Origin of the sequence: Cellulosimicrobium sp. SH8, from assembly GCF_025818875.1 — a bacterium.
In the GTDB taxonomy this organism is placed as follows: domain Bacteria; phylum Actinomycetota; class Actinomycetes; order Actinomycetales; family Cellulomonadaceae; genus Cellulosimicrobium; species Cellulosimicrobium cellulans_D.
In genome coordinates this window covers 240,751-261,664 of record NZ_JAMXMH010000009.1, presented here as the reverse complement: position 1 = coordinate 261,664, position 20,914 = coordinate 240,751, and the positions used below count along the sequence as shown (strand labels likewise).

Here is a 20,914-nt window from a genome sequence, read left to right as displayed (position 1 = left end):
ATCAACACGAAAGATGACATCATCTTCCGAAATCAACCAAAGGAATCCCAGACACAACCAACCACCCCACCCGACGGGCAAGAACAGTCAGCCGTGCCACAGGGACAAAATAATTGGCATTGACTAACAAGCACACTGTTGAGTTCTCAAACAACCGACACACACCGCCTCCGACCTCGTTCCCGAGGCCCTTGCGCGGGGCGTTTCCTTCGTTCTGAATCCTACCAGACCCGGCCGTTCGTCCCGGACCGGTGAAGACCGGATTTCCGTTCAGAAATGTACCTGATCCAGACACCCTCACCTTACTCGCGGCGCAGCACTGTGCTCCGAGAAATCTGGTGGGAGTTCCGCCCGGGGGACCAGCCACTTCGCATCTGCTCCGAGGAGCTGTGCCGTGGTGTCTGTTCCTCCCTGCCGGGCGACCTCGAGAACATTACGGGGTCCGGTGGCGGGAGGTCAACTCCCGCCGTCGTGACCCGGACCACTCCCCTTCGCGGCACCCTGCCCCGGTGCCCGCTGCCCCTCGCCCGGCGTCCCGCGCCGCGGCGGTCGGCCTGCCGCAGCGGGCGCTGCCGCTGCCGTCGCCCGCGCCGCGAGACGCGCCACCGCGGCCCGCAGGTCTTCCGGTCCGACGACGGTGAACGGGGCGTCGAAGATGCCGAACCACCCGGCGAGCCCGCCCCACGACCAGGAACCCGCGGTCAGACGGCACCGCCCCTCTCCGACGGCCTCCACGAGTGCGCCCGATCCGGCCCATGCCGCCACGACGGCGGCGTCCAGCTCGAGCTCGACCGTCCCCCGGACGGGCATCACGGGCTGCGTGAACCTCTCGGCGATGAAGGTCGCCACGTCCGGGGCGGGCAGCGCCCGACGCTCGAACCGTGCTCCGACACCCTCGCGCGGCGCCATCCGGTCGATCCGGAACGTTCTCCAGTCGTCCCGGTCGAGGTCCCACGCGACGAGGTACCACCGCCCGCCCCACGTGACGACGTGGTGCGGCTCGACGCGACGCGGCGCGCGGAAGCCCTCCCCGGCCCCGCTCCCCGGCGCCCGGAGCACCTCGCCGGTCCCGCCGTCGTAGTCGAACCGGAGCACACGCCGTTCGCTGGCGGCGGTCCCCACGGCCACGAGCACGTCGGGCCGCACGGCCGGAAGCGACCGCTCCCGACGCCCCGGGACCGCCGTGACCTCCAGGGCGTCGATGCGCGTGCGCAGGCGCGCGGGCATGACCTGACGGATCGTCGCGAGCGCGCGCGCCGCGGCGTCCTCCACGCCCGGGAGCGCGCCCGTGCGCAGCGCGATCGCGACGGCCACCGCCTGCTCGTCGTCGAACAGGAGCGGCGGGACGTCGGCCCCCGCGTCGAGCCGGTACCCGCCGTCGGGGCCCTTCGTCGCGCGCACCGGGTAGCCCAGCTCGCGCAACCGGTCGACGTCGCGCCGCACGGTGCGCGGGCTCACGTCGAGCCGCTCGGCGAGCGCGGGCCCCGGCCAGTCCCGGCGCGCCTGGAGCAGCGAGAGCAGCCGGAGCAGTCGTCCTGAGGTCTCGAGCATGACGTCAGCGTCGCACGGAGTAGAGGACGGGACCTGTCCTCTACCCCTGGCACCGTGGATCCCGACGCACGAAGCACACCCAGGAGGAGCCACCGTGATCCGCACCAGAGCACTGACCAAGGACTTCCCCGTCGGGCGCGACGCGAGCGCCACGGTGCACGCCGTGCGCGGCATCGACCTCGACGTCGCACCCGGCGAGCTCGTCGCCGTCCTCGGCCCCAACGGGGCCGGCAAGACGACCACGCTCCGCATGCTCACCACGCTCATCCGCCCCACGTCGGGCACCGCCACGGTCGCAGGGCACGACGTCGTCGCGGAGCCCGACGCCGTCCGCCACCGCATCGGCTACGTCGGGCAGGGCAACGGCGCCGGTCACGCGCAGCGCGCCGTCGACGAGCTCACCAGCCAGGGCCGCATCCACGGCCTCGACCGACGCACCGCGCGACGCCGGGCCGACGAGCTCCTCGACTCGCTCGAGCTCGGGTCCTACGGCGCGCGCAAGGTGTCCGACCTCTCCGGCGGGCAGCGTCGCCGGCTCGACGTCGCGATGGGCCTCGTGCACGCGCCGTCGTTGCTGTTCCTCGACGAGCCGTCGACCGGACTCGACCCGCACAACCGGGCGAACCTGTGGGACCACGTGCTGCGCATGCGCGACGACGCCCTGGCGGCCACGGGCGAGCCCATGACCATCGTCCTCACGACGCACTACCTCGACGAGGCCGACACCATGGCCGAGCGCGTGGTCGTCGTCGACCACGGCCAGGTCATCGCCGACGACACCGCGGAGAACCTCAAGGCCGACCTCGCCGGGGACCGCGTCGTCGTCACGCTGGCGCCCCCGCAGGGTCCGGCGCACGACGACGCGGCACGGCTCGTCGCGCTCGCCCGCCGGGTCGAGGGCTTCCGCGAGGCGACCCGCACGCCCGACGGCGCCGCCGCCGTCGGGCACGACGCCGCGCCCACGCTCGAGGTGCGCGCCGAGCGCGGCGACGCCTACCTCCCCCGCCTGCTGCGCGCCGCCGACGCGGACGGCATCGCCGTCGAGACCGCGCAGGTGCACCGCCCCACGCTCGACGACGTCTTCCTCGCGCTCACCGGGCGCAGCCTGCGCGAGGCCGGCGCCGCCGCCGCGACCGACGCCCCCGCCGAGGGCACCCGCCCCACCGAGAGGACCGCAGCATGAGCACCGTCGACATCGCCCCCACCACCGTCGCCCCGCACCCGGCTCCCGCCCGTCCGCGTGCACGCCGCGGGCTCGCCGCCTTCGCGCGCGACACCGGGATCGTGCTCGTGCGCGAGCTGCGGCCCGTGCTGCACGACCCGTTCTCCGTGATGTTCGGTCTCGTCCAGCCGATCGTCTTCCTCGCCCTGTTCGGTCCCTTGCTCGTCGGGTCGCTCGGCGGCACGACGACCGGGCAGGAGGTCCTGGGCGGCAACGTCTGGCAGTGGTTCGTCCCGTCCATCCTCGTGATGACCACGCTCTTCGGGACCACCACGACCGGCGCGAACCTGCTCGTCGAGCTCCAGACGGGCGCGCACGAGCGCATGCTCGTCGCACCGCTCTCGCGGGCCTCGCTGCTCGTGGGCCGCGCCCTCAAGGAGATGGTCCCGATCGTCGCGCAGTCGGTCGTCGTGGTGCTCGTCATGCTCCCGTTCGGGTTCGAGCTCCACCCGGCCGGCGCCGTCGTCGGGCTCGCGCTGCTGGCCGTGTTCGGCGTCGGGATCGGGTCGCTCAGCTACGCGCTCGCGCTCGCGGTGCGCAAGCAGGACTGGATGTTCTGGGTCGTGCAGCAGACGCTGATCTTCCCGCTGATGATCCTGTCCGGCATGCTCCTGCCGCTCGAGACCGGGCCCCGCTGGATGCAGGTCGCGTCCGACGTCAACCCGCTCCGGTACGTCGTCGACGCCGAGCGCGCGCTGTTCGCCGGCGACCTCGCCGCCTCCGCCGTGGCGTGGGGCTGGGTCGCCGCCGTCGTGACGGCCGCCGTCGGCCTCGCCGTCGGGATCCGCACCATGGTGCGCTCGACCGACTGAGCACGACCTCGGCGCGTCAGGCCCGGGCCAGCTCCACGGCCCGGGCCACCGCGCTGCCCGGGCTCGTCAGCACGGGGACCGGGAGGTCGGTGAGCAGCGCCGCCGCGGGCGCCATGCTGGCCTGCGCGAGCACGACGACGTCCACGTCCCGACGCGCGACGGCGCCCCGCACCGCGCCCGCGACGCCCCGGAGGTACGCGGCCAGGTCACCGGCCTCGAAGTCCGCCCACGCGTCCGCGCAGACGACCGGGTCGAGCTCGACGGTCGCCCCCGAGCGTCGGGCGGCGTCGGCGAGGAGCTCCGTCGTCGGGCCGAGCGTCGAGGCGAGCGCGACGACGACAGCGACCCGGCCGCCGTCGCGCACCGCCGCCTCGGCGAGCGGCCGGTCCACCCGCAGCACGGGCACCCCGGCCCCGCCGACCTCCGCCGCGACCGGCCCGAGCGTCGAGCACGTGCACACCACCACCGACGCCCCCGCCGCGACGAGCGCGTCGACGTGCGCCCGGACCCGCTCACCCGTCGGCGCACCCGCCCGCGCGTCGTCCAGGAGCGGCACGTCCACCCGGTGCACGTGCCCCTGCCCCGGCGCGACCTCGTCCACCAGCGCGCCGAAGGTCGCGACGTGCACGTCTGCCGTGTGCAGGAACCCGATCACGTGCGCCTCCGGTCGTCGTGCCCGAGCGACGACGCGACTCAGGCGTGGTGCTCGCGGAAGGCGTCGGTGAGGGTGGGGCCGTCCTCGGCGCCGAGGCGCCAGACGCTCCACCCGTCGGCGGTGTGGGTGCCCGACACGGCGACGGCTGCGAGGTCCGGGTGGCGGAACCGGGCGCCGTCGGACAGCTCGATGAAGCCGTCGGGCTGGAGCACCGCCTCGAAGCGCTGGCCGCGGCGCGGCCGGGACCACACGAGCTCGCGGGGCGTGCCGAACGCGCGGGCGAGCGCGACGAGGTCGGGGTCGTCGTCGGGGCCGAGCGGCACGTCCACAGGGGGCGGGGGCGGCACCGGGACGACGTCCCGGCTCGCGGACGCGCGCGTCGGTGCCGGGTCGAGGTCGACCGGCGGGTGGTAGGACAGCGGGTCGTACGGCTGCTCGCGCGACGGGCTGCGCTGCTCGCCGTACTCGTGGGTGAGGTACGACTCGCGCGTCCGGATCGACTCGCGGGTGCGGATGGACTCGCGGGTGAGGATCGACGTGCGCGGGGGCGTCTCGTCGCCGGCGTCGACGGGACGGCGGTCGGCCCAGCCGGTGGACGCGGGCTCGGGCACGGTCCGCGCGGTGAGCGGGTCGTCGAGGGGCACGAAGTCCAGGACCGGGGGCTCGGCGCGCGACGGCTCCGCGGGCGCGGCGACCGGGGCCAGCGCGACGAGCGGGCCGGTCTCGTCGACCGCGGTGGGCGCGATACCGGGGAGGGCGCGCGGCTCGAGCTCGGCGGCACGACGACGCTCGGCCCGGGACTGCGCGGCCTGCCGCGTCACCACGGGAAACTTGCCGGTCAGGGCTCGGCCCACGGCGACGCCGTCCGCGAAGTCGGATCCGGGGGCGACGGCGCGGCCCCGGCGGGGCTCGGGTGCCGCGGGGGGTGCGGGGTTGTCGCGCGTCATCGCGAGCGGGGACACGTCGACGAAGCGGCGGCCGTCGGCGCCCTGGACGACGCCGAGGCGCAGGACCGCGACCGGCGAGCCGGGCTGGCGGAGGAAGTCGAGCGCGTCCTGGATGCCGGGTGCGGCGCTCGAGCAGATGACGATGAGGCGGGCGCCGGTCGCGCGGGCGGTCGCCTGCGAGCGCGTGAGGGGGACGTTGTCGTAGAACGCCGCGACGTCCTGCTGGAACCGCGAGGCGCCGCCCGTGTAGCGGGCGGCGAGCTCGGCGCGCGTGAGGCGCCCGGCCCGGCCGGCGTGGTTGAGCGCCGCGGTGAGGGCCTCCTCCGTGAGCTCCGCGGTGACCTCGATGACGACCGGGAGGCCGGCGGCGTCGAGCGCGAGGAGGTGGGGCTCGTCGTCGGACGTGCCCTGCGCGACGGGGAAGATCTGCTCGCCCAGCAGCCCCTCGATGTTGCCGTCCACGACGCGCTGCGCGTCCGTCCCGAAGGCACCTGCCGGCTGGGGCGGCTGGACCAGTACGGGACGCTCGGCGTCCACCTCGAAGAGGGGCATCGGTGGATCTCCTGCTGCAGCGGGACGCGACCTGGGCGGGGGCGTTTGCGCCATAGCCTACGTCGCCGGTCAAGTCCCTCGAACCGGTCGAACCACCCGCGCGCGACCCCGCAGGTCAGGCGTGCCCGGTCTCCTCCGACTCGGCCGCGAGCCGCTCCTCGACCCGCTCGACCTTCCCCGTGAGCTCCCCGGTGCGGCCGGGGCGAATGTCGGCCTTGATGACGAGCGAGACCCGGTGCCCGCCGGCGCCGACGGCCTCCGTGGCGCGCTGGATCACGGGCATGACCGTGTCCCAGTCGCCCTCGATCTCGGTGAACATCGCGGTGGTGCGGTTGGGCAGGCCCGACTCGCGGACGATGCGGACGGCCTCGGCGACGGAGTCCGCGACGGACTCGCCGGCACCGAGCGGGGCGACGGAGAAGGCGAAGACGGCCATGGGCCCATCGTGGCACGGCGGCGGACCACGAACCGCCCCGACGTAGGCTCGTCGTCGTGACAGCAGAACACCGCACCGACCGCGTGACCGTGCTCGCGGGCGGGGTCGGCGGGGCACGCCTCGCGCACGGCCTGGACCTCGCCGGGGCCGACCTCACGGTCGTCGTCAACGTCGCGGACGACGTCGAGCTGCACGGGCTGTGGATCTCGCCCGACCTCGACACGGTGACGTACACGCTCGCCGGGCTCGCGGACGAGGAGCGCGGCTGGGGCGTCGTCGGCGAGACGTACGCGGCGCTGGACGCGATGGGCCGGCTCGGCGAGGACACGTGGTTCACGCTCGGGGACCGCGACCTCGCGACGCACGTGGTCCGGACGGCCGGTCTGCGCGCGGGGTCGTCCCTGACCGAGGTGACCGCGCGGCTCACGACGGCGCTCGACGTCCGGGCGCGTGTCCTGCCCGTGACCGACGACCGCGTCGCGACGCTCGTCGACACGCCCGCGGGCCGCCTCGGGTTCCAGGAGTACTTCGTGGGGCGCCGGCACGCGGACGACGTGCTGGGACTCGTCTACGACGGCATCGACGCGGCGCGCCCGGCGCCCGGCGTGCTCGACGCGGTGACCGGCGCGGACGTGGTCGTGATCGCGCCGTCGAACCCGTTCCTGTCGGTCGAGCCGGTGCTGGGCGTCGCCGGGGTGCGGGACGCGCTCGCCGGGACGTCCGCGCGCCGCGTCGCGGTGAGCCCGATCGTCGGCGGCCGGGCGATCAAGGGGCCCGCGGCGCAGATCCTCACGACGCTCGGGCACGAGGTCTCGGCGCTCGGCGTCGCGCGCCTGTACGTCGGGCTCGTCGACGTCATGGTGATCGACGAGCACGATGCCCACCTCGCCGACGCCGTGCGGGGTCTCGGGATGGACGTCGTCGTGACGGACACGGTCATGGGCGGTGCCGCGGGCCGCGAGCGCCTCGCGCGCGCCCTCCTCGCGGCGGCGGGTGACGCTCGTGGATGACCTCGTGGTGCCCGACGGCGCCGCTCGCCCGGGTGGGCCCGCCCGCCCGGGGCGCGTGGTCGCCGTCGTGCCGCTGCGTGACGGGTCGTCGGGGAAGTCGCGGCTCGCGCACGTCCTGGACCCCGCGTCGCGCAGCCGGCTGATCGCCGTGCTCGCGCGGCACGTCGTGGGGACGCTGCTCGCGAGCGACGGCGTGGAGCGCGTGGTCGTGGTGACGTCGGACCCGCGGTTCACGTGGCGCGCGCTGCGCGACGTCGTGGTGGACGAGTCCGCCGCCGCGACGGACGCCGCCGGTACCGACGGGCTCCCCCTCCTCACCGACGACGCGGACCGGCTCCGCATCGTCCTGCAGCCCGCGGACCGACCGGGGCTGGACGCGGCGGTCGACGTCGGCCGGGAGATCGCGGCGCAGGACGAGTCCACGGAGGGCCCGGTGCGGCTCCTCGTCGCGCACGCCGACCTCCCCGCGCTCACGCCCGCGGACGTGGCGGCGCTCCTCGCCGAGGACGCGCCCGTCGTCGTCGCGACGGACCGCCGGGGCGCGGGCACGAACCTCCTCGTCCTCGACCCCCCGGCTTCCGCGCCGTCGAGCACGGGGTTGCCGTCGCAAAGCGGCTCAGAACGACAGGAACCTCGTGCTCGGCCGGGTCGTGGTCACGGCGGCGAGGGGTTTCGGTTTCGGTTCGGGGTCGGGAGCCGTGCCGCCCATGTTGCCGAGGCCGAGCGGCTCGGGCTGCGGGCCGTCGTCGTGCGGCGGCCCGGCACCGCGGTCGACCTCGACACCGTCGAGGACTGGGACGAGCTGCCCGCGGACGCGCGGGCCGTCGTCGGGCTGCACGTCCCGGCGCTGCGCGACCGCGACGCCTGACGGGTGCGCCTCGCCGTCGCACGCCGCACCACGCACCGGCTACGAGGGCCAGACGCCGGGCTCCTCGAGGGGCGCGACGAGGTCCACCCGCACGTCCTCTAGAAGGCCCCTCCACGCGGCCTCGTCGAGCGAACCCACGCAGTCGAGCACGAGCACGACCGACTGCGTCGAGGCCCCACCGGCGAACGTGGGCACGCTCACGACACGGGCCGCACCACGGACGTGGACGTCACCACGCGCGGTGGCCACGGTCCAGCCCTGCACGACGCCGTTCACGCCCTGCATGCGGACGCCGTCCCATCCGAGCGGGAGCAGGATGTCGCCCGCCCCGCCGACCAGGTCGGCACCGTCCTCTGCCGCGGCTTGCTCGAGCAGCGCGAGGGACGCCTCTCGTGGGGGCAGCGTCGGCGCGTCGGGGCCGACGGCGGCGCGCCACGACTGCACGCACGCCCCCGTCCCGGCGACGACCTGCCACCCCGGGCGCGGGACGAGGGGGCGGCGGGCGGCATCTCGGTGAGGCTGCGGACCTCGGGAACGGGAGGCACCTCCGGTGCAGCGGGCGTCACGCGGTCCGGCTCATCCGGTGTCGTGCCTGGGGGCGTCTCGTCGCCGGACGCGTCGGGCGTGCCGTCAGCCCCTCGCGCTCGAGACGTGGCGTCCGCCTTGGTGGTCGTGGTCGCTCCGCCGGTCGGGTCGGGCGACGGTCCCCCGGTGCAGGCCGCCGTCGCGAGGATCGCGCACGTGACACCCACCGTGAGCACCACGCCCGCGGCCGTCGCGCGGGTCACGACCGACCTCCCCACCGGCCGTGGTGCACGACGTCGTCGAGCGGCTTGCGCTCGCGACGTCGCGGCGAGCCCGTGGTCGCCCGGTCGGCGGGGTGCCCGACGGCGACGACCCCGGTCGGGGCGTACGTGTCGGGGATGTCGAACGCCGCGCGCAGCCGCGCGACCTCGCCCGGTGCGACGCCGAAGAAGCACGCGCCGAGCCCCTCGTCGACGGCGGTCTGCAGCATGAGCAGCGCGGCCATCCCCGCGTCGACGTGCCAGTACGGCACGGCCCAGCGGTTCTCGTCGCGGTCGGCCCAGCCCTTGTCGTCCTCCGCGTACCGGTCGAGGTAGACGTCCTTCGACGCGAGGACCACCACCAGCACGGGCGCCGTGCGCATCCCGGCGAGCCACGCGCTCATGCTCCGCTCGGGCCGCTCCGGAGAGGTCGCGGCCCAGAAGCGCGCGACGTCGTCGGGCTCGGTGAGCACGAGGAACGACCACCCCTGCGCGAACCCCGCGCTCGGCGCGCGGACCGCGTTGCGCACGAGGCGGTCGACCGCGTCCGGGGCGACCGGCTCGTCGGTGAACCGGCGCACCATGCGCCGGCGTCGGACGACGTCCTGGAACTCCACGGGGCCCCCTCGGCACGGTCCGGCAGCAGGTCCCCGCACCCTACCCGCCGACCGACGAGCCCGGCCCGACGGCGGGGCGTCGGGCCGGGCGGGCACGCCGGCTCAGGCGGCGTCGAGGCGGGCGCGGAGATCCGGGTCGAGCTCGAGGTCGGCCGCACCCAGGAGCTCGTCGAGCTGCTCGATCGTGCTCGGCCCGATGATCGGGACCACCGGGTGCTCGCCGCCGAGGAGCCACGCGAGCACGACCTGGTTGGGCGTCGCGCCGAGCTCGCCCGCGACCTCGTGCAGGAGGCGGATGCGCTCGCGCGTGGTCGGGTGGTCGAACCCGTCCCACAGCGGCTTGTCGCGGCGCACGTACGCGCCCTGGAGGATCGGCGAGTAGGCGGTGACGGCGAGCGGCGGGCGCCCGTCGACGCCGGTGGAGGCCGCGTAGTCGAGCAGCTCGTACGACGCCCAGTTGTGCCGGCCGACCTCCGGCGTCGGGTAGGCGTAGGTGTAGTTCTGCTGGACGAGCCCGTAGGGGGCGATGCCCTGGCGCAGCGCCTCCTCCCGCGCCTCGACGACGCGCCACAGCGCGACGTTCGAGATGCCCGTGATGCCGACGACGCCCTCGGCCTGGAGCTTGCCGAACGCGCCGACGGTCTCGGCGACCGCCGTGCCGTGGTCGTCGACGTGCCCGTACAGGACGTCCACGTGGTCGATGCCGAGGTGGCGCAGGCTCTCGTGCGCCTCGTACCCGATGACGTCGGCACCGAGGCCCTGGAAGTTCGTGGGCTCGACGTTCTGCAGCGGGAGGGCGGGGTCCTTCTTCGCCGCGCCGAGCTTGGTCGCGATGCGGACCTCGTCGCGCACGCCGCGGCTCGCGAGCCAGCGGCCGAGCAGGTCCTCGCTGTCACGGCCGTGGCCGCCGGCCCAGTAGCTGTAGTTGTTCGCCGTGTCGAGGAACGTGCCGCCCGCCTCGAGGTAGCGGTCGAGGATCGCGAACGAGGTGTCCTCGTCGACGAGCGTGCCCATGTTCATCGTGCCGAGGCACAGGGTCGACACGTCGAAGGAGGTGCGCCCGTCGCCGATGGTGCGGTACCGCATGGTGGTCTCCCGAGGTTCGTGATGGACCCGACTGGTCCGTGATGGACCCGTGGTCCTGATGACGGGCTCCACGCTACGGAGCGATCGGCACGGGTGTACGGTCCGATTCCATGGCTGCTGACCAGACCAATTCTGCGCCGACACGGCCAGGCCCGACGGCGGAGCTCGCCTGGGAGGCGCTGCTCGACCTCGGGACGGGGCCGGGGTCGCGCGTCGAGCGGCTCGAGCGCGCGGTCCGCGACGCCGTGCACACCGGCCGCGTCCCGGTCGGGGCGGCGCTGCCCCCGAGCCGCCAGCTCGCCGAGTCGCTCGGGGTGTCGCGGTGGGTCGTCACGGAGGCGTACGGCCAGCTCGTCGCCGAGGGCTTCCTCGAGGCGCGGACCGGCGCCGCGACCCGTGTCTCCGCCGCGGCCGGTGCTCGGCCGACGAGCCCCGGAAGAGCGCGGTCGGGCGGACGACCGGCGACCGCTCGCGTGGGCGCGGTACCGCCACTGCCCGGCCGCGCCCGGTTCGACCTCGCGCCCGGCGTGCCCGACCTCCGGCACGTGCCGCGAGACGCGTGGCTCCGGGCGGCGCGCGAGGCGTTCGCGGACGCGTCGAACGACGACCTCGGCCAGCCCTCCCCCGCCGGGCACCCGCACGCGCGGGATGTCGTTGCCGACCACCTGCGCCGGGCGCGGGTCGCCGCTGCGGCGCACGACGCCGTCGTGCTCACGCGCGGCGCGACCGACGGGATGGCGCGCGTCGCCACCGCGCTCGTCGAGGCGGGGCACACGCACCTGCTCGTCGAGGACCCGAGCTGGTCGGTGCTGCGGGACGTCGCGGCGCGCGCCGGCCTCACGCCGGTCGCCGTTCCGGTGGACGACGCCGGCGCCGACGTCGCCGCGCTCGTCGACGCGTCGCGGCGGACCGGGGCGCGCGCGGCGCTGCTCACGCCCGCGCACCAGTTCCCCACCGGCTCGGCGCTGGCGCCCGAGCGGCGCGAGGCGGTCCTCGCGTGGGCCCGGTCCGTCGACGGCCTCGTGGTCGAGGACGACTACGACGCCGAGTTCCGGTACGACCGCCGGCCCGTCGCCGCGCTCCAGCAGCTCGACCCCGACCGGATCGTGCTGCTCGGCTCGGTGAGCAAGACGATGAGCCCGGCGTTCGGCGTCGGGTGGATGGTCGTGCCCGCTCGCTGGCGCGAGTCCGTGATGCGCGCGGCCTCCCCGACGCACGGCGCGGCTGCCGCACCCTCCACGGTCGACCAGCTCACGTTCGCACGGTTCGTCGCCTCCGGCGGGTACGACCGCCACCTGCGCGCCGCGCGCGGGCGGTACCGCCGCCGTCGCGACGCCGTGCTCGACGCCCTCGCGCGCGAGCTGCCGGGTGCCGCGGTGAGCGGCATCGCGGCGGGGATGCACGCGCTGCTCACCCTGCCCGGCTCACCCGACGACCCCGCGCCCGACGCCGCGCACGTCGTGCGCGAGGCAGCGCGGCGCGAGGTCACCGTCGTCGACCTGCGCCGCTACCAGGTGCGCCCCGCCGACCGGTCCACGACCCTCGTGCTCGGGTACGGCAACCTCGCCGACGCCCGCGTCGACGAGGCCGTCGCCCGGCTCGCCGACGCGGTGCGTGCCGCTACTCGTCGTGGGACAGGAGGCTGAACTCGGCGAGGAGCTCGCCGATCTCCGTGGCGTCGACCTTCTTCTGGAGGCGGTCGCGCAGGATCCGCGGCCCGGGGAGGTCGAGCTCCTCCCCGTCACGCAGGGCGCTCACCGCCGCGAGCAGCTTGCGGACGTCGTAGGTGCTGTTGAAGACCTCGGGGACGCCGCGCTCCAGGTCGAGGAGCTGGTAGGCCGCCTCCATGCCGGTGCGCACGGAGTACTCCGTGGTGAAGATCGTGTCCCGCGTCGTCTCGGCGAACTGGCCGATGAACGCGAAGTTCCGCGCGCCGTCGGGCACGACCTGCGGCCGGTCGCCCGCGTGCCGGGGCATGAAGAACGCCGTGACGTACGGCATCATCACGGGCACGCAGCTCGCCGCCTCGGCGGCGAGCGTCGGGATGTCGGCCTCGGGGACGCCGAGGTGGTACAGCCACTCCTGCGTGATCTCCTCGCCCGTGCAGTCCTGGAGCGGCTTCTTCACGTAGTCGCCCGGCGTCTCGACGAACAGCCCGTACACCCACACGACGATCTCGTCCGGGGACTGCGCCTTGAAGTGCGGCTGCCGGTTGACGGTCCAGCTCATGAGCCACGCCGAGTCGCGCGCAGTGACGATGCCGCCCGTGACGACCTTGCCGCTGAACGGGTCGCGCTTGCAGATGCGCTCGATGTACTCGGGGATGCGCCGGTCGAGCGTCGTGACGGTCGCGGACTGCCACTTGGTGCGCGGGATGTCGGTACTGAACACGTCGGGCCGGCCGAACGCCGGGTCCTTCGCGGCGACGCGCCGCCACAGGTCCCACGCGGGCGCCGGCCCCGTGTCCAGGCGGGCGGGGGTGTGCTGGTCGCCGTTGTCGGAGTTCTCCGTGAGCGACCCGATGGTCGCGATGACGAGGTCGTCCTCGCCGAGGTCGATCGTCTGCTCGACGGCGGCGCCACCGGACTCGTGGCCTGCCCCGTGGTCCAGCAGGTGCAGCCGCGTCGCGACCTTGCGGTCGGGCGCGAGCTGGAAGTCGACATCGGTGACCTCGACGTGGAACCGGAACGTGACGCCCTGGTCCATGAGCCAGCGCGTGAGCGGCAGCACCATCGACTCGTACTGGTTGTACTTGGTGAACTTCAGCGCCGAGAGGTCGGGCAGGCCGCCGACGTGGTGGATGAACCGGTGCAGGTAGAGCTTGAACTCGAGCGCGCTGTGCCACTCCTGGAACGCGAACATCGTGCGCCAGTACAGCCAGAACTGGCTGTCGAGGAAGTGCTTCGACATCACCTCCTCGATCGACTTCCCCTCCATGTCCTCGCGCCGCGCGAGGAAGATCTTGGTGATCTCCTTCTGCGCCTTCTCGTCGAGGCGGAACAGGTTGTCGAACCGCGCGTCCTTGCCGCGGTCCTCGGTGACGCGCTGGAGCGAGAAGTTCGGGTCGTCCTTGTTGAGCCAGTAGAACTCGTCGAGGACCGAGACCCCCTCGGTCTCGATCGACGGCACGGAGCGGAACAGGTCCCACAGGCACTCCATGTGGTCCTCGAGCTCACGCCCGCCGCGGATCACGAACCCGCGCCGCGGCTCCTTGATGCCGTCGAGCGCGCCGCCCGGGAGCTTGAGGCGCTCGTAGACGGTGATCTTCTCGCCCGGGACCTGGCCGTCGCGGACGAGGAAGCCCGCCGCCGAGAGCGAGGCGAGCCCCGCACCGACGAGATGGACGGACCCGATCCGGTCCGTCCGCTCGGGCCTGCGCGGCCGCGCGAAAGCCTCGTAGTTGCCGCTCGAGTAGTACATGCCACTCCCTCTCACCGCCGACGACAGGAAAGGAGCGCCGCCCGCGGTGGCGCTCCCCTGTCATGCTCACGCCGGGCACGAGCGACCGCACCTCGGTGCACGAACGTGCACGGGTCCCCGCGACCGCAAGACCGGGACACCCGGGCACACGAGCAGGGCATGGAGACGACGCCGCCCCGCCCCCGCCCGTCCCGGACGACGGCGGCGCTCGCCCTGGCCGGCCTGCTCGCCCTCTCGGCCGGGGCGTCCGCGTGCGCGCCCGCGGGCGTGTCGTGGCCGGTCGCCGGGCTGTCGGACGCACGGGACCGGTGGGCCGCGGCAGGGTACGACGACTACGCGTTCACGCTCACGTCGTCGTGCGGCGAGCGGAACCTCGTCGGGGACTTCGACGTCGAGGTCGTGGGCGGCGAGGTGGTCGCGGTGTCCGCGAGCCTCGCGCACCTGGAGATGACCCCGGAGTCGTACGTCGAGAGCGGTGGCCGCACGATCGACGGGTTCCTCGACCTCGTCGACGAGCGCCACGACGACGTCACCGACGTCGCGTTCGACGGCGAGCTGGGCTACCCGACGTCGCTCACGCTCGACCCGATGCCGCGCGCGATCGACGACGAGGAGTGCTACGCGATCGCGGACGTCCGCCCCGCGCGCGGCTGACGGCCGCCCACCCGGGCGACCGCACGCCGTCGGGCGACCCGCCCGCGCAGCGTGACGCTCAGAGCCGCTCGGCGAGCAGCTCGACGAGGGCCTTGCCCTGCACGCCGGCGAGGTCGTCGGCCTGCGTGCGGCACGAGAACCCGTCCGCGAGGTACACGTCGCCGGGGGCGGCGTCGCGCAGGGCGGGCAGCAGCGCGTTCTCCGCGACCGCGACCGACGTCTCGTAGTGGCCCTTCTGCATGCCGAAGTTGCCCGCGAGGCCGCAGCAGCCGGCGAGCACCTTGATCGTCGCGCCCGCGTCGCGCAGCAGCCGCTCGTCCGCGGCGAAGCCCATCACCGAGTGCTGGTGACAGTGCGGCTGCACGACGGCGGTCACGTCCGACAGGTCGGGCACGCGCCACCCGGACTCGCGCCCGGGCGCGGTGTCCACGGACGTGAGGAGCTCGGCGAGCGTGCGGGTCGCGGCGGAGACGGCCTGGGCGCGCGGGTCGTCGGGGAACAGGTCCACGAGGTCGGAGCGCAGCACGGCCGTGCACGACGGCTCGAGCCCCATGATCGGGATGCCGTTCACGGCGTACGGGCCGAGCACGGACAGCAGGTTCTCCAGGCGCTTGCGCGCGCCGTCGAGCTGGCCCGTGCTGATCCACGTGAGACCGCAGCACGCCTGCTCGTCGGGCACGACGACGTCGTACCCGGCCGCGGTGAGCACCTTGACGGCCGCCTGGGGGACGCCCGGCGACATGTTGTCGCTGAACGAGTCCGTCCACAGCACGACCTTGGGGCGCTCGTCGCGCACGGGGTGGCCGGGCCGCTCGCCGATGTGCAGGCCGGGCACGCCCTGCGTCGCGCCGCCGCGCTTCCACCACGTGCGGAAGGGCACCTCGGCGAACGTGGTCATCGAGCGGCGCGTGTCCATGCCGCCCGCCCAGAGGACCGTCTTCGCCAGCGGGCGGAACCCGAGCAGCTTGTTGGCCAGGCGCGGCATGCCGGTCGCGAGCCGTGCCCAGATCGGCAGCCAGCCGAGCGAGTAGTGGTCGACCGGGCGCAGCTTGCCGCGGTACGTACGGTAGAGGACCTCGGACTTGTACTGCGCCATGTCGACGCCCGCGGGGCAGTCGCTCGAGCACGCCTTGCAGGACAGGCACAGGTCGAGCGAGTCGCGCACCTCCGGTGCCGCGAGCCCGCCCACGAGCGTCCCGTTCACGGCCTCCTGGAGCACGCGGGCGCGGGCGCGCGTCACGTCCTTCTCGTCCTTGGTCGCCTGGTACGACGGGCACATGAACCCGCCCGCGGCGCTGTTGTCCGCGCGGCACTTGCCGACGCCGACGCAGCGGTGCACGGCCTGCGTCATGTCGCCGTGGTCGTGCGCGAACGAGAAGCCCTGGTAGCCGGCTCGGCGCGAGATCTTCGTGACCTTCGCGGGCGCGGCGGTGCTCGTCCCGGGCGTCCCCGGCGCGCCGACCGTCGAGAGCAGCGGGTGCGCGTGCGGACGGCGCAGGTCGTCGTCGACCGCGCTCGGACGCACGACGACGCCCGGGTTCATGACGTCCTGCGGGTCGAACAGCGCCTTGAACCGCTCCATGAGCGTGATCGCCTCGGGGCTGTACATGACCGGCAGCAGCTCCGAGCGCGCGCGCCCGTCGCCGTGCTCGCCCGAGAGGGAGCCGCCGTACTTCGCGACGAGCTCGGCCGCCTCGAGCATGAACGTGCGCAGCACCGAGCCCGACGCCTCGAGCGGGATGTCGATCCGCAGGTGCACGCACCCGTCACCGAAGTGCCCGTACGGCAGACCGTCGACGCCGTAGCGCGCCATGAGCGCGTCGAGGTCGCGCAGGTAGTCGCCGAGCTTCTCCGGCGGGACGGCGGAGTCCTCCCAGCCCGGCCACGCCTGCTCGCCCGCGGGCGTGCGCCCGGCGAGCCCCGCGCCGTCGGCCCGGATCTGCCACATCTTGGTCGCGTCGGGACCGGCGGGCAGGATCATCGTGGCCTCGCTGCCCGACGCCGCGACGATCGCCTCCGCGTTCGCCATCGCCTCCTCCGGCGTCGCGCCCCCGACCTCGACCATGAGCCAGCCCGCGCCCGGCGGCAGCGGCGGGACGGACTGCGCGCCCTTGGCGCGGCGCACGACGTCGACGAGCCGCGCGTCGAGGCCCTCGACCGCCAGGGGGCTGAGGTTCAGGAAGGTCGGGACGTCGTCGGCCGCGGACGGCATGTCCGGGTAGCCCAGCACGACGAGCGTCGGCTTCGACGGCACCGGCACCAGACGGACCGTCGCCTCGAGGATCGTCACGAGCGTGCCCTCGGTGCCGACGAGCGCCTTCGCGAGGTCCGACCCGTTCTCCGGCAGCAGGTGCTCCAGCGAGTAGCCCGACACCTGCCGCCCGAACCGCCCGAACTCCGTGCGGATCAGCGCGAGGTTCTCCCGGACGAGCTCCGCGAGCCCGGGGACGTCGGCGAACGTCGGGTCACCCTTGCCCGCGGTGAAGCGGCGGCCGCGGCCGTCGACGACGTCGAGCTCGATCACGTTGTCGACCGTGCGCCCGTACGCGACGGCGTGGGGGCCGCACGCGTTGTTGCCGATCATGCCGCCGAGCGTCGCGCGGTTCTGCGTCGACGGGTCGGGGCCGAACCGCAGGCCGTGCGGCGCGGCCTCCTGCTGCAGCGCCGACATGACGACGCCCGGCTCGATGCGCGCCGTGCGGGCCTCCGGGTCGACGTCGAGCACGCGGTTCACGTGCCGCGTGAAGTCGAGGACGACCCCAGGGCCGATCGAGTTGCCCGCGACGGACGTCCCCGCACCCCGCGCCGTGACCGGCACCTCGAGCTCGCGCAGCACGTCGAGCGCCGCGACGACGTCGCCCGCGTCCTGCGGGTACACCACGGCCTCGGGCACGACGCGGTAGTTCGACGCGTCCGTCGAGTACTCGGCCCGGCGCCGCGTCGAGGAGTCGACCGCGCCGCGCACGACCGTCCGCAGCGCCTCGGCGAGCGCCGTGCGAGCCGCGTCGGCCGCGCGTTCGGCCTCGCGGAGAGCGGCCGCGCGCTCCGCCTCCGGCGACGTCGTCGCCCGGGAGCCGGACCGCCGCGAGCCGTTCCCGTCGTGCTGCGGGGCGGGGGTCGGGGTGGCGTCGATCTCAGCGGACACGTCGCGATTGTCGCACCCTCGCGCCCGGACCCTCCGGACGGTCCGCCCCCTGACCCCCGATCGGCGCTCGATCATGCCGTTGTCGCCCGCCGACCACGCGGTTGTGGACCGTCAGCTGCTCCGGACGAGCCGCAACCGCATGGTCGGCCGGTCCTCTCGCGAGTCGAGCGGTCAGAGGACGAGCTCCGGCTGGAGCTTCTTGATGGTCCAGACGCGCTGCTTGCGGGCCGCGAGGGTCGTGACGGCGAGGGCGCCGACCAGGACGACGAGGAGGACGGTGACGTCGCGCGTGACGGTCGCCATGTTGCCGCCGTACAGGAGCTGGCGCAGTCCCTCGACCGCGTAGGTCATGGGCAGGAACTGGTGCATCGAGCGCAGGGGCTCGGGGATCGTCTGCCAGGGGAACGTGCCGCCCGCGGTGACGAGCTGGACGAGCATGAGCACCAGCCCGAGGAACTGCCCGGCCGCACCGAGCCAGACGTTGAGCGCCTGGAGGATCGCGACGAACGTGGCGGACACGAGCACGAGGAACAGCGCGGTCCCGACGCCGTGCACGGGGTCGATGTCGAGCGCGAACTTGGTCACGGTGAACATCGCCGCGACCTGCACGACGCCGATCGCGGCCGGGGTGAGCCACCCGCCCAGAGCCGTGGCCAGGCCGGAACGGCCCGCGGCGAGCGCCCGCGACGACAGCGGGCGCACGAGCAGGAAGAGCACGTAGGCGCCGATCCAGGTCGCGAGCGAGAGGAAGAACGGCGCGAGGCCGCCGCCGTAGGTGCCGGCGGAGGAGAGCGCCTCGTTCTCGACGGAGACGGGGTTGCCGATGGTCTCGGCGGTGTCCTGGCGGGTCTGCTCGTCGAGGTCCGGCACCTGGCCGAGCCCCTCGGCGAGCCCGTCGCGGAGCTGGGTGACGCCGTCGACGAGCTCGCCGGACCCGTCGCGGAGCTGCGACGTCCCGTCCGCGAGCGAGGTCGCGCCGTCGGACACCTGTCGCGTGCCGTCGGCGAGCCGGGAGACGCCGTCGACGAGCTGCGGGGTCGCGGCGGCGAGCTGCCCGGTGCCGTCGGCGAGGCGGTCGGCGCCGTCGGCGGCGCTCGCGATGCCCGCCGTCAGCTGCGGCGTCGCGGCGGCGAGGCGGGCCGCGCCGTCGGACACCTGGCGCGAGCCGTCGGCGAGCTGGTCGAGCTTCCCGGACGCGGCCGTCACCTGGTCGACGGCGCCCTGGACCTGCTCGCGCTGCTGGTCGAGCACGGGCGCGACCTGCGCCCGGACCTGGTCGGCGGTCGCCTGGTCGAGGACGCCGTCGGCGACGAGCTGGTCGAGCCGGGCGTCGACGTCGCCGCGGACCGTGTCGAGCGCGGGCAGCACCTGGCCCGCCGCGTCGGCGGCCTGCTGCCCGTACTGCGCGACCTGCGCGTTCCCGTCCGCGACCTGCGCGGCGCCGTCGGCGAGCTGGCGCGTCTGGTCGGGCAGCGACGACGTCGCGCCGCGGAGGGTCCCCAGCCCGGAGGCCAGCGACCCGGCCCCGTCGTCGAGCTGCCCGACGGCGTCCGCGAGCGTCCCGGTGCTCGCGTCGAGGCGCTCGGCGCCGTCGGCGGCCTGGCCGGCACCGTCGGCGAGGGTGTGCGCGCCGTCGTCGGCGGTGACGAGGCCGTCGCGGAGCTGCGTCGCGCCGTCGAGGAGCTGGTCCGCGCCGTCGACGGCGTCGGCGAGGTTGGTGTGGATGGACGCGAAGCCGCGCAGGAACGTGTCCGCCGCCTCGGTGCCGACCTGCTCGGCGATGGAGTCGCGCACCTTGCCGACGATCTGGTCCGCGATGGTGCGCGCGAGGTAGTTGTTCGCGTCGTTCGTGATGAGCGTCAGGCTCGCCTGCTGGGGCGCGAACTCGCCCGCGGACGCGAGGTCCGCGGAGAACGTCGGGCCGATGACGAGCGCGGCGTCGTACCGCCCCGACCGCACGCCGTACTCGGCGTCCACCTGGCTCGTCTCGACCCAGCCGAACCCGCCGTCGTCGAGGAGCTGGTCGGCGACGTCGCGGCCGAAGTGTCGCTCCGTCGTCGCCCCGGTCTGGGCGTCCGTCGTCGTGGTGCCCTCGTCGAGCACGACGAGCGCGGCGGGGATCTCGTCGAGCTTGTCGTACGGGTCGTGGTTCGCGAAGAGGTACAGGCCGGCGTAGAGCGTGGGGATGAGCGCCATCGCGAGGATCGCGAGGCGCGGCAGCGTGCCCGCGGCGAGTCGCCGGAGCTCGGACAGCCCGAGGCGGATCGCGGTCATCGGCCCTCCTGGTCGTTCTCGGCGGCGGCCCGCTCGTCGAGCCCGGGATCGTTCCTCAGGTCGTCGCCAGCCTGGGGAGCGACCCCGGGTTCGGCAGCTTCCGGGGCCGGGTCGGGATCGGGCTCCGGGTCCGGGGCGGGCGGCGGGGTGGGGCGGGTCCGCAGGACGACGACGGGCGGCTCGTGGATCGAGGCGCCGCGGGCCGGGGGCAGGTCGACGCCGAGGTCGCGGGCCGAGGCGCGCGTGCACTGCGCGAGCACGCCGTAGCCGGCGGCGGCGAGGGACTGCGCGACCTCCCACCAGCCCGACGGCTCGCCCCCGTGACGGTCCGGGAGGGTGAGCACGAGGAAGCGGACGTCGGGGTCCTCGGCCGCGAGCGCCGCGAGCAGCGCGGTGCGCACGACCCCGGGGACCTGGTCGAGGCGCCGCGCGCGGTCGGTGGTGAGCGAGTGGTCGGCGAGCCAGCGGGTGACGTCCGACGGCAGCGACCGTCGTCCGGCGAGCGCGAGGCCCTCGGCGACGACGTCGGACACGGTGAGCGCGTCGTCGGGCTCGCTGATGCCGGGGACGTCGACGACGGCGGTCACGTCGCGCAGGGTGGCGGCGGCGCCGCCGCGCGCGACCCGTCCGGACCGTCGTGACGGCGTGCTCGCGGGCAGGAGCCGGACCTCGCCCCCGGAGGGGTCGAACCGGCCGGTGGCGACGAGGGCGAGGGCGGTGTGCCCGTGGCCGGGCTCGCCCGCGACGAGCACGCACTCGCCCGTGGACCAGACGAGGTCCATCGGCTCGAGCATCGGCTCGCGCCGCCCGTCGACGCGGACGTCCGTCAGCGTGATCTGCATCCCGGCTCTTCCTTCTCGTGGGTCCCCGGTCCTCCCCG

General features: G+C 74.7%; 17 protein-coding genes. 6 read left to right on the top strand and 11 right to left on the bottom strand.

The genetic code is table 11. The features are described from left to right. Nucleotides 1–456 precede the first annotated feature (456 nt). Complete coding sequence (locus NF338_RS14255; protein WP_264031388.1) at nucleotides 457–1,551, bottom strand: helix-turn-helix transcriptional regulator; 1,095 nt, start codon at nucleotides 1,549–1,551, stop codon at nucleotides 457–459. A gap of 94 nt (nucleotides 1,552–1,645) precedes the next feature. Here NF338_RS14255 and NF338_RS14250 point away from each other — a divergent pair, with 94 nt between their 5' ends. Continuing rightward, nucleotides 1,646–2,734, top strand: coding sequence for an ATP-binding cassette domain-containing protein (locus tag NF338_RS14250; RefSeq protein ID WP_264031386.1), 1,089 nt, complete (start codon nucleotides 1,646–1,648; stop codon nucleotides 2,732–2,734). Then, entirely contained in the window at nucleotides 2,731–3,585 is an 855-nt protein-coding gene (locus NF338_RS14245) for an ABC transporter permease (protein WP_264031385.1), read from the top strand. Before NF338_RS14250 ends, NF338_RS14245 begins: the two co-directional genes overlap by 4 nt. Before the next feature lie 16 nt (nucleotides 3,586–3,601). Here the strand turns inward: NF338_RS14245 and NF338_RS14240 are convergent, their stop codons facing one another. The 3 genes from NF338_RS14240 to NF338_RS14230 all read right to left on the bottom strand — a co-directional run bounded on the left by NF338_RS14240 (nucleotide 3,602) and on the right by NF338_RS14230 (nucleotide 6,175). Beyond that, the gene (locus NF338_RS14240; RefSeq protein WP_264031384.1) at nucleotides 3,602–4,240 is read right to left on the bottom strand and encodes an aspartate/glutamate racemase family protein; all 639 of its coding nucleotides are present in this window, start codon (nucleotides 4,238–4,240) and stop codon (nucleotides 3,602–3,604) included. Nucleotides 4,241–4,278: 38 nt separating this feature from the next. After that, nucleotides 4,279–5,739: a hypothetical protein gene (locus tag NF338_RS14235; RefSeq protein ID WP_264031383.1), complete on the bottom strand. Its 1,461-nt coding sequence runs from the start codon at nucleotides 5,737–5,739 to the stop codon at nucleotides 4,279–4,281. Nucleotides 5,740–5,854: 115 nt separating this feature from the next. After that, nucleotides 5,855–6,175 carry an MTH1187 family thiamine-binding protein gene (locus NF338_RS14230; protein WP_064316860.1) on the bottom strand — a complete coding sequence of 107 codons (321 nt, stop codon included), beginning with the start codon at nucleotides 6,173–6,175 and terminating at the stop codon, nucleotides 5,855–5,857. 56 nt (nucleotides 6,176–6,231) lie between these two features. On the opposite strand from NF338_RS14230, the gene cofD reads away from it, so the two are divergent. Both cofD and NF338_RS14220 read left to right on the top strand, forming a co-directional pair. Next, nucleotides 6,232–7,185: a 2-phospho-L-lactate transferase gene (gene cofD, locus NF338_RS14225; RefSeq protein ID WP_264031382.1), complete on the top strand. Its 954-nt coding sequence runs from the start codon at nucleotides 6,232–6,234 to the stop codon at nucleotides 7,183–7,185. Beyond that, a complete protein-coding gene (locus NF338_RS14220; protein ID WP_264031381.1) occupies nucleotides 7,178–8,053 on the top strand; it encodes a 2-phospho-L-lactate guanylyltransferase in 876 nt (291 codons plus the stop codon). Before cofD ends, NF338_RS14220 begins: the two co-directional genes overlap by 8 nt. A 39-nt stretch (nucleotides 8,054–8,092) precedes the next feature. On the opposite strand, the gene NF338_RS14215 is transcribed toward NF338_RS14220, so the two are convergent. The 3 genes from NF338_RS14215 to NF338_RS14205 all read right to left on the bottom strand — a co-directional run bounded on the left by NF338_RS14215 (nucleotide 8,093) and on the right by NF338_RS14205 (nucleotide 10,541). After that, nucleotides 8,093–8,497, bottom strand: a complete 405-nt coding sequence (locus NF338_RS14215) for a hypothetical protein (RefSeq protein ID WP_264031380.1) — start codon at nucleotides 8,495–8,497, stop codon at nucleotides 8,093–8,095. Between the two features lie 340 nt (nucleotides 8,498–8,837). Next, a complete protein-coding gene (locus tag NF338_RS14210; protein WP_264031379.1) occupies nucleotides 8,838–9,455 on the bottom strand; it encodes a nitroreductase family protein in 618 nt (205 codons plus the stop codon). 102 nt (nucleotides 9,456–9,557) lie between these two features. Continuing rightward, complete coding sequence (locus tag NF338_RS14205) at nucleotides 9,558–10,541, bottom strand: aldo/keto reductase (RefSeq protein ID WP_264031378.1); 984 nt, start codon at nucleotides 10,539–10,541, stop codon at nucleotides 9,558–9,560. Nucleotides 10,542–10,651: 110 nt separating this feature from the next. On the opposite strand from NF338_RS14205, the gene NF338_RS14200 reads away from it, so the two are divergent. Next, on the top strand, nucleotides 10,652–12,187 hold the full coding sequence (locus tag NF338_RS14200; RefSeq protein WP_264031377.1) for a PLP-dependent aminotransferase family protein: 1,536 nt from the start codon (nucleotides 10,652–10,654) through the stop codon (nucleotides 12,185–12,187). On the opposite strand, the gene NF338_RS14195 is transcribed toward NF338_RS14200, so the two are convergent. Beyond that, a complete protein-coding gene (locus NF338_RS14195) occupies nucleotides 12,162–13,961 on the bottom strand; it encodes an oleate hydratase (protein WP_264031376.1) in 1,800 nt (599 codons plus the stop codon). The genes NF338_RS14200 and NF338_RS14195 overlap by 26 nt on opposite strands. 159 nt (nucleotides 13,962–14,120) lie before the next feature. On the opposite strand from NF338_RS14195, the gene NF338_RS14190 reads away from it, so the two are divergent. Beyond that, nucleotides 14,121–14,615, top strand: coding sequence for a DUF6174 domain-containing protein (locus NF338_RS14190; RefSeq protein WP_264031375.1), 495 nt, complete (start codon nucleotides 14,121–14,123; stop codon nucleotides 14,613–14,615). Nucleotides 14,616–14,673: 58 nt separating this feature from the next. Here the strand turns inward: NF338_RS14190 and NF338_RS14185 are convergent, their stop codons facing one another. From NF338_RS14185 to NF338_RS14175, 3 genes are all read right to left on the bottom strand, one after another. Beyond that, a complete protein-coding gene (locus NF338_RS14185) occupies nucleotides 14,674–17,592 on the bottom strand; it encodes an FAD-binding and (Fe-S)-binding domain-containing protein (protein ID WP_264031403.1) in 2,919 nt (972 codons plus the stop codon). A gap of 339 nt (nucleotides 17,593–17,931) precedes the next feature. Then, on the bottom strand, nucleotides 17,932–20,034 hold the full coding sequence (locus tag NF338_RS14180; RefSeq protein WP_264031374.1) for a YhgE/Pip domain-containing protein: 2,103 nt from the start codon (nucleotides 20,032–20,034) through the stop codon (nucleotides 17,932–17,934). Then, nucleotides 20,031–20,876 carry a hypothetical protein gene (locus tag NF338_RS14175; protein WP_264031373.1) on the bottom strand — a complete coding sequence of 282 codons (846 nt, stop codon included), beginning with the start codon at nucleotides 20,874–20,876 and terminating at the stop codon, nucleotides 20,031–20,033. Before NF338_RS14175 ends, NF338_RS14180 begins: the two co-directional genes overlap by 4 nt. Between the last annotated feature and the right edge of the window lie 38 nt (nucleotides 20,877–20,914).

What these genes read in the sequence shown, in the direction of transcription:
- NF338_RS14205 (WP_264031378.1), bottom strand. Translation starts at nt 10,541, where the DNA reads ATGCGGTACCGCACCATCGGCGACGGGCGCACCTCCTTCGACGTGTCG.
- NF338_RS14195 (WP_264031376.1), bottom strand. Translation starts at nt 13,961, where the DNA reads ATGTACTACTCGAGCGGCAACTACGAGGCTTTCGCGCGGCCGCGCAGG.
- NF338_RS14245 (WP_264031385.1), top strand. Translation starts at nt 2,731, where the DNA reads ATGAGCACCGTCGACATCGCCCCCACCACCGTCGCCCCGCACCCGGCT.
- NF338_RS14200 (WP_264031377.1), top strand. Translation starts at nt 10,652, where the DNA reads ATGGCTGCTGACCAGACCAATTCTGCGCCGACACGGCCAGGCCCGACG.
- NF338_RS14255 (WP_264031388.1), bottom strand. Translation starts at nt 1,551, where the DNA reads ATGCTCGAGACCTCAGGACGACTGCTCCGGCTGCTCTCGCTGCTCCAG.
- NF338_RS14230 (WP_064316860.1), bottom strand. Translation starts at nt 6,175, where the DNA reads ATGGCCGTCTTCGCCTTCTCCGTCGCCCCGCTCGGTGCCGGCGAGTCC.
- NF338_RS14235 (WP_264031383.1), bottom strand. Translation starts at nt 5,739, where the DNA reads ATGCCCCTCTTCGAGGTGGACGCCGAGCGTCCCGTACTGGTCCAGCCG.
- NF338_RS14180 (WP_264031374.1), bottom strand. Translation starts at nt 20,034, where the DNA reads ATGACCGCGATCCGCCTCGGGCTGTCCGAGCTCCGGCGACTCGCCGCG.
- NF338_RS14190 (WP_264031375.1), top strand. Translation starts at nt 14,121, where the DNA reads ATGGAGACGACGCCGCCCCGCCCCCGCCCGTCCCGGACGACGGCGGCG.
- NF338_RS14175 (WP_264031373.1), bottom strand. Translation starts at nt 20,876, where the DNA reads ATGCAGATCACGCTGACGGACGTCCGCGTCGACGGGCGGCGCGAGCCG.